We start from the raw sequence: 11,231 nt of genomic DNA, 5'->3' as shown, positions 1-11,231 counted from the left end.
CACCGGGACTTCGGTTACAGTGTAGTCGATGAGAAAACACAAGCCGAAGGAGTGATCCCAGTGGCAAAAACGGCAGTAGAGCATGCTCAATGAGGTCTTTGACCACCGATTGAAGGTAGGTCAGGTTGCCCTGTAGCAGGGACTGGACAATTTCGCTGTCAGGATACCGTATTCCGTCAAGCCCCGAAAAGAGAAACTTTCAGGCCGGCTGAGTTCCCGGAAGGGGTCGAAGGAGATACTGTCAAATTTTTGTGGATTGAGCCCGCGTATCCCTCGAAATATCTTATAGATCAGGCTGCTTCTTCCAAATCTCCGTCTACGAACTTTTTGTTCTCAAGTACTTTGTTCACTAATGCAACTCTTGATTCTTCGTCATGACCTAAAACCCCTAACTTCTGAGATATGTTCTCTCTGGATCCTGAGATTGTCTTCATAATAGGGCTGGTTCTTCCATTTCATCTGTCACCATTCTTCCCAAAAGCCTGCGTGCTTAAGATTCGGATCAAAAAGCCTGAAGAAATTCTATTAACAAACCGTACATGGCAACCGCTGCATTGGTCGCTTTCTCGGTTTCACGGTTTGTATGAGTAAATCCTTTGCCCATTGAGTTTTATTTTTCGTAGAATTCTAAATCCAAAAGCTGCCACTTATCATTTCCAAGATACTTGACTTTCGCAATATAGTAAGTTCTGAGCATTGCTCCGAACTTATTTTGGCTATCCACGTATGAACTGATAACCCATGTATCTTCGTCCACTTTTACTGCCGTTGTCTCACTGGACCGCCATGGAAATTTAGCAGAGCTTGGGGAGACTAGTCTGTCTTTTACGAATTCCTCAGCCATAATAATAGCTTCCGTTTTGTCAGCTTTATTTTCGTGGGCAGGTTGTGCGGATTGAGATGGTGCGTTTGTAGAATTTTCGTTAGTTTTAAATCCTGCAAAAGCAAAAACGGAAACAAGTAAAATTATCACGACAATGGAACAACCCCAGTTATGTTTTTTGTTTTTTTGTTCAACCATGCTAAATTCCCCCTTCCATTTGTTTGTAATAATGCATCTTGACGCTGAGGTGTGGCGGCAGCTTCTACGGGAAAGGACCCAGGTTGCCCGCTGCACCGTAGAGCGTCTGATGCGGAACATGGGATTGCAGGGAGTTGTGCGAGGCCGGAAGTTCAAGACCACAATCCCCGACGAATCGGCCGCCCGCCCGGCGGATCTTGTGAACCGGGAATTCACGGCTGAGGCCCCCAACCGGCTGTGGGTGGCTGACCTCACCTACGTGAGGACCAAAAGCGGTTTCGTCTATGTCGCTTTTGTCACAGACGTCTTTTCCAGGAACATCGTCGGCTGGTGCGCCTCGACGTCGCTGAAGACAGATTCCAAAAAACGCGTGGAACCACCGATGAAAACCTTTTTCATATCGAACTCCTTGCGATCCCTCAAACCCATTTTTTCGTAAATTTGCAGTAGTAGTACTCATCAAGGATCTTGAGCGGGTTTTGATCGATGCCCGAGCCGGTTCCAAGATTACGGACTTGTTCCTGCATCATTTCCATGAACCTGCAATACGAAGGGGCATTTTGCCCCCTCTTTTTCAGCGGGCAACGACAGGCCTTAGCGATTGCACGGTCCCAGAGGGGGAAAAATTCCGGCGCCAAAAGGTGCAGGCTTTTTGCGGCACCCACGGGCCCCAGAAGTTCTTCAAATTCTGAAAAAACTTTGCTTACAGGGTCTTTGTCTTCAGTTGAAAAGCTTTCTATGGTGCGCAACCTGAAGCCTTCAATCACCTGCCGATGGCGATTCAAAAGTCCTTCTATTTCGTCAAAATGCCGGCTGTCAAAGGGGGTGTAACGATAAAAGGCCCTGTTCCATGTCTGGAGAAGCACGGCGAGAGCTTCCGCCAGTGTCAGCTTTGTTTTCCCCTCGAAAACGAGCCTCACCAATTCGGTGGCCGCCTTGTAAAACAGATCCCGGGGCTCGTGCTCCACAAAGGCTTTGTTAGCCGCCTTGAGCTGTTCCAGGGTGACCTTTTCCTGTGTCATCCTAAACCCTCCCCTAAATGGTATTTATTGTAAATACTGCCTATGACAGCTTGCACGCTACTATTAAGCGTTATTTAAGGCGTTTAGACGCTAGCAGACGGCTCAGCATCAATTTTAAAATGGCTAAGCACGACTTTATTATACCTTTCACTCAAACATCATGCATCCTAGAACCTCTCAGGTGCACCTGGCGGCAAGTGGTGGGCATGGGTGATGGGTTTTTGCACGTTCGCCAGGCGGCGTGGGTTGGAATCTGTACAAAACCGACCGGCAGCAGGTCCATGCCATGCTAAAAATACATGTACGACGCACCGACGAAGAAAAAGGTACTGGAAGCTGCCGAAGTGCTCATGGACTTTCTGGAGGAACGCTATCCCGAGGCCATGGAGCTTCTCGACAATGCCAAAGACGACATAAGGAAAAGGCCTCAGCGAAACAACCAGTAAACATGGCTCAACCCGAGGCCGTGGTGATGAATATGTAACTGGTTCCGAATTTACAGCAGTTCTGGGAGTTGACTTCTGCAAAACCCTACGCAATAGAAACAGTTAACCTGTCATCTTGACCCATTAGGAAAGCAATCCCTTACACTCTCCCTCGGAAAGGAAGCCCGCGGCCTCAAGGAATACTGGACCAAGAACTTAAAGCCCACGAAACTGACGAGCGTGAATAGGGTTTCATTTTGACCGTTACCGGCATGACCAGGTCGGGCCCCTTTTATCACGTAGCAGGCGTGATGAGTGACGATTTCAAGGTCCTGACGCCCGGAAAGCATAGGGTAAAACTTTACTTGGTCTGTAAAAGGGAGTGCTTCGACGGCATCCCCGATTACTACCTGTTTATAGGTGACAAATTACAGTAAAGCTCAAAGTGGAGAAGTGGTAATATATGATATATGACATATAACATATATCGAGTACATGGGTCAAAAGTGAGGTAATATGTTTTATATTCTGATAACTGTCATAAGCTTTATAGCAGGTTCGATCACCGGGCTAATTGGTGCTAGCGGCGTAATGGTAATAGTTCCGGGGCTTGTGATGTTGGGTTCTTCTACCTTCGATGCCATAGGTTGCAGCCTCTTTGCCGATGCCTTGGCCTCCCTTGTCGTGGCCTGGACTTACTCCAGGTACGGCAACCTAAACTTGAGGCAAGGTTGGCCGATAGCCCTGGGATCGATATTGGGTGCACAGTTGGGAAGCTTTATTTCGCCCAATCTGCCCGAGATGGGAGTGGGCGGGTCCTTTGGGGTCCTACTTTTGGTTTCAGCCGCCATGTTTTGGCGGAAGGGAAGCAAAAAAGCAGCCATAAAGCCCGAAGGCAAGACGACGTCGAATAATGATGAAGTTAAGGGTTTTTTGAAGGTCTTGAGGAATAACCCAAAAACGTCGGGAACGATCCTGGGCGTGCTGGTGGGGATCATAAGCGGAATCCTTGGCGCCGGCGGAGGGGTAATGATCCTACTGATATTGGTCTTTGTAATGGGCTACAAGGTGCACGAAGGCGTAGGCACCTCAACGCTCATCATGGCCTTTACGGCAGCTTCCGGAGCTTTGGGACATGCTTTCACGGGAAATCTCCCCATGGACATTGCCATACCCAGCGCGATCGGCACGGTGGTAGGGGGGAGGTTAACAGCAGGCTTTGCCAACAAGATAGATGAAACGATCTTGGGAAGGATAGTCGGCATCATCTTTGCCGTTCTGGGAGTGTTGATGATTTTTGGGGTAGGGCAGTAGGGGATGTTTATGATTAAATAAAACGTGCCAGAGTATTGTCGTGCAAGGCATGCACCTCCTTAATTCTATAAGCTGTGTCTTAATTATTTACATAGCCATTTAATGAGAGAGGAGAGATATAGATGGCTACTGTAGGGCATTATCAGGACGGGTTGGAGGGGTTGCGATCCAGGATCAGGGCGACCGTCGAAACTGCATTTTACGGCAATAATGTGATGCCCGTTGCTTCTGTGAGAGATGCCTACCTGCTTGCGAAGAATAGTCCGGGAACGGTGGAGCTTACGGGTATGCCGATGTGCGAGACTGAAAGTCTTGGTTTGCCTCAGGGGGCCAATGTGCTTCTTTTTAACGACGGGGCGGTGGTCGGTCGTTGTGCCGCTGCCAGAAAGATTATAGGGGAACCCGATGTCGACGTAGATGAATACGCTTTCAAGCTTCGCGAGGCAGTATACAATACCCGTTATCGAAAGTTATATCACGTCGAAGCCGTAGTAGGCTTGGATCCGGATTTCATGGTCAAGGCTCATCTTCTGATCCCTGAGGGTCATGGAAACATTTTGTATAACTGGCTGCTTAATTTTCAGCATTTAAACGGTGAGTACGGCCAGATGTATCGCGATTCCAAAGCTTATCCCGAAGGCGATATTTTCATCTTCTCGGATCCCGATTGGCGACATCCCGATCACCCGCCAGGCTTATCTTTATTTGATCCGTCACATAATTGTGCTGCCATTTTGGGCATGCGGTATTTCGGCGAATTTAAGAAGGGTACCTTAACTTTGGCTTGGGGCATAGCAAGGAGAAACGGCTTTATTTCCTGCCATGGCGGCTTAAAACGGCTTCGCCTGCCCAATGGCAAAGATTTCGTCATGGCGGTCTTCGGTCTGTCGGGTTCGGGAAAATCTACCATTACCCATGCAAAACACGGCGGGAAGTACGAAGTGACAATCCTCCACGACGATGCCTTCATCATCCGTTGCGACAAAAAATACTCAATAGCTTTAGAGCCTACTTACTTCGATAAGACGCAAGATTACACAATGAACAGCGAGGCCAGCAAATATATCCTGACTCTTCAAAATAATGGCGCGGCAAGGGGAAGCGACGGAAAGCTTTACGCCGTCATGGAGGACGTGAGAAATGGCAACGGAAGGGCAATCAGGTCCAGGCTGTGGTCGCCTAACAGGGTAGACAGAATGGATGACCCCATCAAGGCGATCTTCTGGCTCATGAGGGATCCGACCCTGCCTCCTGTAATAAAGGTGACCGATCCCGCTTTGGGTTCGACCCTGGGGGCTACCCTCGCTACCAAGAGGACCACGGCAGAGAGGCTTTCACCTGAGATCGACCCAAATGCATTGGTCTTTGAGCCCTACGCCAATCCCTTCAGGGTATATCCGTTGAGCGTAGATTATCTGGGTTTCAAGGAGCTTTTGTCTGACGGTATAGATTGTTTCATCCTGAACACCGGAGATTTTATGGGAAAAAAGATAGGTCCCGACCTTACTTTAAAAATTATAGAGGACATCGCCGAAGATAAGGCCGAATTCGTCTCGTGGAAGCCTTTTAAAGATCTTCAGATCATAGCCATAGATGGTTTTTCACCTGACTTCGACGACAAATCCTATAAAAAACACTTCGTTGAGCGTATGGAGGATAGGATTAAGTTCGTAAGGGAAAAAGAAACCGAAAGGGGCGGTTTCGATAAGCTGCCCTCTGAGGCGATGGAGAAATTGCAAGAAATCATCGTGGAATTAAAGTAACCTCCTAAGGCTTTAAAAAAAGAACGCCAGGGCGAGCAGGGTCTCCCCGGCATCCTTTAATTTAATTTGCTATGCCATAATCCGCTTCAGCTGTCCGCAGGCTGCGTTTATGTCTGAGCCTCTCTCTCGCCTTATTTCGTGTTCTATGTTCAGTTGAGAAAGGATGTTGCTAAAGGCCTTGATGCGCCCGGCGGAGGAGCGTTTGTACTTCGAACCTTCTACCTGGTTGTAGGGTATCAGGTTGATATAAAAGGACAACCCCTTCAAGAGGGCAGCGAGCTCGTAGGCGTGTTCGGGCAGGTCGTTTACGCCCTCCAGCATCAGATATTCGAAGGTAACGCGGTCGTTAGTAGTCGATTGGTATCTGCGAAGCGCCTCCAGCAGGGATGCCAGAGGATACTTTTTGTTAATCGGCATTAGCTTGCTCCTCAGCCTGTCGTTTGGCGCGTGAAGCGAGACGGAAAGTTTTACCGGCATCTGCGCTTCGGCCAGTGCAAGTATCCCCGGTACGATGCCTGCCGTCGATATGGTGATCCGCCTGATGCCGAGGCCCCTCATTTTAGGTTCGTTTAATATTTTGATGCTCTTAAATACCGACTCCTGATTTAAAAAGGGTTCGCCCATGCCCATATATACGACGTTATCTATGTCCCGGCCTGCAAGCTTTTCCATCGCAAGAAACTGCCCCACGATTTCCCCTGCCGATAGGTCGCGCACGAAACCGCCCTGTCCCGATGCGCAAAAGGTACATGCCAGAGGACAGCCCACCTGTGTGGAAAGGCAGGCAGTAAGCCGACCCTCCTGAGTGAGCAGGACCGACTCGACCCTTTCGCCGTCGTGAAACTGCCAGAGGTACTTTTTAGTTCCGTCCTTGGAGGTTTCCTCGCGGGTTAAGATAGGGGGTGCCACCATAACCGCATCTGCCAGCTTTCCCCTTAATTCCTTGCTTAGGTTCGTCATCTCCTGAAAATCGAAGACCTTCTTTTGATATATCCACTGACATATCTGGTCTGCCCTGTACCTTTGGAGGCCAAAATTTCCCGTCAGGGTTTCTCTCCATTGGTCGTAATCCAATTCAAGCCCCATTACCAACTCTTCCATACTTCATCCTCCCGGCAACGCCCGTGAATCCGTCGGATCGCTTTGACTAACGAAAGTCGCGATTGCAATTTAGACGGCTTAGATTAAATGACATGTCTTTATACCAGATTTGACGATTAATATCAATGGGAAGACAAAAAGAAATCTATGGTCGTTACGACTCTTACTATCTTGAAGTCGGGCGAGCCCGCATCTCTGTCTTCTATGGTGAAATATCCCTGAGTTGCCCGCCTTATGGCGCCAACCTGACTTCCCGAATCCCTAGCGAACTGCTCGGCAGCCTCTCTGGCGTTTTTAGTCGCTTCGGCGATCATCTCCGGTTTAATGTCGTTTAATTTCGTGAATGAAAAACGCGTAGAGCTGTCCTCGCCGAGAGCGATGCCTGCTGATACCAGCTCTCCGGACTTTTCCATGGCCTTTTTCACGCCGGCGATGTCATTTGACCTGAGCGTGATCCTGGTTAGAGCTATATAACGATACTCCCTGTCTTTGCCTGCGTCGTAGTAGGGAAGGGACTGCGTATCGGTGATTTGAGGCGGCATGCTTGAAATTTCCGACTCGGAAAAGCCGGCCTCGAGTAAGAAGTTGTAGAGTTTCGATTTGTTGTCGTCTATGTCCCGTTGAAGCTCCTCAAGGGTGTTTGCCGAGTTTCTGAAGGAGATGTTCCATATCGCGAGGTCTGCCTCCACGATACGCTCGGACAACCCCTTTACCGTGACGTAACGCTCCGCCATCTTTATTTCCTTTATGGCGCTGCCTAAAAAGTAACTGGAGATTATGAGCCCACAGGCTAAACATATTCCTAAAGTCAAAAAAGCGACAGTTCTTCGGTCCGTCATCTTTGGATGCCCCCTTTTTATTTATTATAGCCTGTATAAAGCATCGGCGTTACAGTATTTATGCAGGGTAAGCTTGTTAGTTAGACCGATTAGGAGTGTGCTTTAAAAGCTCGTAGAGCTTACTTCATATTTATGACACATTTGTGTTTACAAATTTGTTACTAATAAGTATACTTAATATAAGACTTTCAAGGGAGATGATGAAAAATGGCAAGCAGCACCGTGCGCATCGACTCTTCAACCCACAAGATGCTGCAAAGCCTTTCGGCCCAAACGGGACGCAAGATGCAGGAAATTTTGGGCGAAGCGGTAGAGCTGTACCGCCGCAAGCTCCTGCTCGATAAAGCTAACGCCGCCTTCGCCGCTTTGAAGGCAGACTCACAGGTGTGGAAGGAAGAGCAGGAAGAAAGAGCCGCCTGGGATGTTACACTCCTTGACGGGCTGAAGGAAAATTAAAAATGGCAGAACCGTCTCGCGGAGAGATATGGCTGGTGGACTTAAATCCCGTTCGCGGTCACGAACAGGCAGGTAGACGCCCGGCCCTTGTTGTTTCAGTCGACAGCTTTAATCATGGACCTGCCGGGCTTGTGATTGTAATTCCTATTACCACAAAGGATAAGGGCATTCCTCTTCACGTCGGAGTTTTCCCGCCGGAAGGCGGTCTAAGCGACCAAAGCTTCATAAAATGCGAAGACGTCCGTTCGGTCGCAAAAGAACGGCTTGTTAGATGCCTTGGAAGGGTGGAAGAAGGAACGCTTGCGGAAGTAGAAGACAGGCTGCGCATCCTTTTGGGATTATGAGTTTTACACCTGCAGGATATAGCTTAGCATCTAATTAATCTTTTTGCTGCTTATAACCCCTTCTTCCAGTATCTCGATCTCCCGCTTCTTGGGCACGACCTTTACCGTGATGTCCTTCTTCTCACCCGGAAGAAGCGTTATCTCCATTTCAGGGTTTTGAATGTAGTGATAGGCCGGCAGGTTGTAGTCGTAGACCTTAAACTTCCATGTGCCCGGGCGCAGTTCCATGAACGTAAACTTTCCATCGTCGTCCGTCAACGTGCGGATAGTCTCGTCGTCGCGGGACAACTCAACCAGCACTCCCTTAAATACCTGGGGCGTTTCGGCCGAGCCGGGTTGCCCTACTATTACAGGTTTTGTAGCTTCAGGAGCACGTGCGGGTTCGCTTTTGCCCAGGACCACCTGTCCGCTCAAGGTGGCTGCCTTTACAATGGTCAGCTCGACGTTTACAGTCTTTCCCGCTTCGACGGTGACCTTCATGGGAAGCTTTTCTTCTGTTGTCTTTCCAAATCCTATCGAGCTTAGGTCCACGTTTAAAAGGTATGTGCCGGGCGGCGCAGAGAAAGTGAACCTTCCCCCGGCGTCGGTGGCCGTCTTGCTGCCGTTTAAGGTCGCAACCGCCCTTGAAAGGGGCTCCTTGGCGTCGTCTTGAAGTTCCCAAACCTTTCCGGATATGACTCCTAAAGACTTCTTCTTTCCCACGGGTATGCCGATGGGGATGGAGTAGGAAAGGACGTAGTTCGTCTCGACGTACTCGCCGTATTCCCAGTCGTAGCGGCGGATTTCGAAGCTCCAGTAGCTTTCGTCGGGCATGAAATATTTCAGCTCGAAGTTATACTGGTCGCTTTCAGGCCTTTTGGAGTTGAAGTTATACTTCGTATACCAACCGCTTAAAGTCAGCCGTTCCGTCGCCCGCCAGCGAAAGGAAAGGCCCAGATTATCCTGGTCCGAAAGGAGCCTGCTGCCTTCTATGGCAGAATTATCCCCGAAGCCGCCGTAAAGCGTCAAAAAAAGCTCATCTGACGGCATGTAGGATGAGTAAAAGCTGTAGTTCCAGGGGGAAGCGCTGACGCCCTTTATCCCGTCGTGTTGGTCTGCGTAGCGCGCCTCGACTCGGTAGTTGAATTTCTCGGCGCTCCTTCCAAGGCTGAAGCGGTAGGCTTTCTCGCTTATGTCGTAGTTTGAAGGCTGCAGCCTGTCCTTCCTGCTGAAGTCGTCGTAGGCGAACTGCATGTACCAGTCGTTTGCCAGGCTGTAGTTGACGCCCGCCTGAAAGAGCGTCTCTTCGGTCGACGTATCCCCCCTGTCGGGATCCATGTCAAGGTTTGTCTCGTAGCTGCTGTATGAGACGAATCCGTTTAGACGCTTCGAGAGAAGAAAGCTCAGCGAGCTTGACGTGTAGTCGCTGTCGTTGTGGTAGCCGTAAAAGTCCGGCTCCGCATGGGTCTTGCTGAAGGAATAGCGAAATTTCTTCAAGTTGCCCGACATATTGACGTCGTAGGCACTGCCCTTTAAGTCTTTTGTCCTGCCCCTGCGCTTTCCTTCCGCATATTCAACTTCAAGGTCCATATCCCTGGCGGGCTTGAAGCTTCCTTCGACGCTATAAATGTCGTCTTTAAGGCTTGGGGTAACGTCGTAGCTGTCCTGCTTTCTTTTTAGATAATTTATCTTCCACGCGGCGTCGGATGAAGGCCTGCTTTCTACGTATATGCCATATTCGTCCCACTCCGGAGCGCCGAATCGTCTTTTTAGGCAGTAGCTGCCTAAGTTGAAGTTTTTATCTTCCGGGTGATATTTCGCTTCAATGCCCCTGCCATATCGCGAATAAGACGTGAGGTACGAGAGCCCGTAGCTTTGGTCTCCCACCCTAAAGTCTAACTTTGGATCAGAGTAATTTAGGTAATATTCGTCCCTTTCCCCGTAAAGGCTTTTGTCCTGCGTGTCGGGGCCGCGAAAGAGAAATTCCACCTGGCTGCTTCCTTCCTTGAGATATCCCTTGCCTTCAAGCTCGACGTCAAAGCCTTCGGACTTGTCTTCGTCCTTTTGCCCCAAGGAGCGCAGGGTAAGCGTGGTCGGGACGCGCTGGTACAGGTCTACCTTTGTCATCTGCGACAGCACTTCCGTCCCGACGGAAAGGGAAGTCGCCACTGAAGGGTCTTTCTTGCTTGAAGCTTCCAACGTGACTATGTGGTTTAAGCTCTTTGGGATCTTTGAAGGGGTGTGAACCGAAAGGGAGATGGGAGCGCTTTCGCCGGGCTTTAGGGTCATCTCCTTAGCGGACAAGGTCAAGGGGTAATCGCTCGAGCTTCTTGCGGATATAAGGACGTCAAGCGAGCCGTTTCCGCTGTTTGTGATCCTGATCCTTATTTCGTATGTCTGTCCGGCTGTAACCGTGTCGGGTGCGCTTTCAAGGAAAAGCTTCATTTCACCCAAGGAAAGTACGGATACGCCCAGCGCAACTTCGTCCCTTATGGCGTAGTCCCTTTTGGACCGCACGGAGTAAATGATCTCGTAATCCTTCGCTTCGGCTGTATTTGGAACCTGAAAGGCCAGCATCCTTACCGCTTCCTGTCCTGCCTGCAGGGTAAAAACGTCCGAAGGTGTTATCGCATGCCACCCTTCGGGCAGGACCAGGGACTCTTCAAAGGTCTCTTCCCTGCCCGTCATGTTTTCCACGACGAAGGTGGCGCTTACTATCTCGCCGGGCTTTACCTGCACTAAAGGCGGAGACATAAGGCGCACCTGCACGCCGTAGCCCTTTCCCTGACCGTAAGCGGTCGTCCCTAAAAGGACAAAAACAAGCGCCAGCAAAGGATAACGGCACTTATGCAGCCGAAAAAGACATCCGGGCAATGTATGCCTAATACGGCCGGACGGCCCTGAAGACGGATTATTAACCTTCACATTGGCTTTCTCCTGTTCCTGGAAGGATAAACCTTTGATTAC

At 49.7% G+C, this 11,231-nt stretch carries 12 protein-coding genes and 1 pseudogene; 7 read left to right on the top strand and 6 right to left on the bottom strand.

The genetic code is table 11. The features are described 5' to 3' along the window. Positions 1–290: 290 nt before the first annotated feature. Together B3N34_RS03795 and B3N34_RS03790 are read right to left on the bottom strand one after the other, a co-directional pair. A complete protein-coding gene (locus B3N34_RS03795) occupies positions 291–434 on the bottom strand; it encodes a hypothetical protein (protein WP_286975096.1) in 144 nt (47 codons plus the stop codon). A 176-nt stretch (positions 435–610) separates the two neighbouring features. Further along, the gene (locus B3N34_RS03790; RefSeq protein ID WP_286975094.1) at positions 611–1,021 is read right to left on the bottom strand and encodes a hypothetical protein; all 411 of its coding nucleotides are present in this window, start codon (positions 1,019–1,021) and stop codon (positions 611–613) included. Positions 1,022–1,067: 46 nt separating this feature from the next. On the opposite strand from B3N34_RS03790, the pseudogene B3N34_RS03785 reads away from it, so the two are divergent. After that, a pseudogene (locus B3N34_RS03785) lies at positions 1,068–1,379 on the top strand (DDE-type integrase/transposase/recombinase); the annotation flags it as partial. Between the two features lie 61 nt (positions 1,380–1,440). Here B3N34_RS03785 and B3N34_RS03780 read toward each other — a convergent pair. Beyond that, positions 1,441–2,043, bottom strand: a complete 603-nt coding sequence (locus tag B3N34_RS03780; RefSeq protein ID WP_286975092.1) for a hypothetical protein — start codon at positions 2,041–2,043, stop codon at positions 1,441–1,443. Between the two features lie 299 nt (positions 2,044–2,342). Here B3N34_RS03780 and B3N34_RS03775 point away from each other — a divergent pair, with 299 nt between their 5' ends. The 4 genes from B3N34_RS03775 to B3N34_RS03760 all read left to right on the top strand — a co-directional run bounded on the left by B3N34_RS03775 (position 2,343) and on the right by B3N34_RS03760 (position 5,545). Continuing rightward, positions 2,343–2,489 (top strand): hypothetical protein, encoded by a 147-nt coding sequence (locus B3N34_RS03775; protein WP_286975091.1) that lies wholly within the window; start codon positions 2,343–2,345, stop codon positions 2,487–2,489. A gap of 236 nt (positions 2,490–2,725) precedes the next feature. Continuing rightward, complete coding sequence (locus B3N34_RS03770; protein WP_286975089.1) at positions 2,726–2,905, top strand: hypothetical protein; 180 nt, start codon at positions 2,726–2,728, stop codon at positions 2,903–2,905. Positions 2,906–2,984: 79 nt separating this feature from the next. After that, positions 2,985–3,782, top strand: a complete 798-nt coding sequence (locus tag B3N34_RS03765; RefSeq protein ID WP_286975088.1) for a sulfite exporter TauE/SafE family protein — start codon at positions 2,985–2,987, stop codon at positions 3,780–3,782. A 122-nt stretch (positions 3,783–3,904) separates the two neighbouring features. After that, positions 3,905–5,545 carry a phosphoenolpyruvate carboxykinase (ATP) gene (locus B3N34_RS03760; protein WP_286975086.1) on the top strand — a complete coding sequence of 547 codons (1,641 nt, stop codon included), beginning with the start codon at positions 3,905–3,907 and terminating at the stop codon, positions 5,543–5,545. 69 nt (positions 5,546–5,614) lie between these two features. On the opposite strand, the gene rlmN is transcribed toward B3N34_RS03760, so the two are convergent. Together rlmN and B3N34_RS03750 are read right to left on the bottom strand one after the other, a co-directional pair. Further along, positions 5,615–6,646 carry a 23S rRNA (adenine(2503)-C(2))-methyltransferase RlmN gene (gene rlmN, locus B3N34_RS03755; RefSeq protein WP_286975084.1) on the bottom strand — a complete coding sequence of 344 codons (1,032 nt, stop codon included), beginning with the start codon at positions 6,644–6,646 and terminating at the stop codon, positions 5,615–5,617. Positions 6,647–6,768: 122 nt separating this feature from the next. Then, positions 6,769–7,485, bottom strand: coding sequence for an SIMPL domain-containing protein (locus B3N34_RS03750; RefSeq protein ID WP_286975082.1), 717 nt, complete (start codon positions 7,483–7,485; stop codon positions 6,769–6,771). 207 nt (positions 7,486–7,692) lie between these two features. Between B3N34_RS03750 and B3N34_RS03745 the strand changes: the two genes are divergently transcribed. Both B3N34_RS03745 and B3N34_RS03740 read left to right on the top strand, forming a co-directional pair. Continuing rightward, positions 7,693–7,941, top strand: coding sequence for a toxin-antitoxin system protein (locus B3N34_RS03745; protein WP_286975080.1), 249 nt, complete (start codon positions 7,693–7,695; stop codon positions 7,939–7,941). 2 nt (positions 7,942–7,943) lie between these two features. Then, entirely contained in the window at positions 7,944–8,285 is a 342-nt protein-coding gene (locus B3N34_RS03740) for a type II toxin-antitoxin system PemK/MazF family toxin (RefSeq protein ID WP_286975079.1), read from the top strand. A gap of 30 nt (positions 8,286–8,315) precedes the next feature. Here B3N34_RS03740 and B3N34_RS03735 read toward each other — a convergent pair whose 3' ends face one another. After that, a complete protein-coding gene (locus B3N34_RS03735; protein WP_286975077.1) occupies positions 8,316–11,189 on the bottom strand; it encodes a hypothetical protein in 2,874 nt (957 codons plus the stop codon). Positions 11,190–11,231 lie beyond the last annotated feature (42 nt).

Source organism: Acetomicrobium sp. UBA5826, from assembly GCF_002433005.1.
Lineage (GTDB): Bacteria > Synergistota > Synergistia > Synergistales > Acetomicrobiaceae > Acetomicrobium.
Note: the sequence above shows the minus strand (reverse complement) of the source record. Positions and strands in the feature narration are given on the sequence as shown.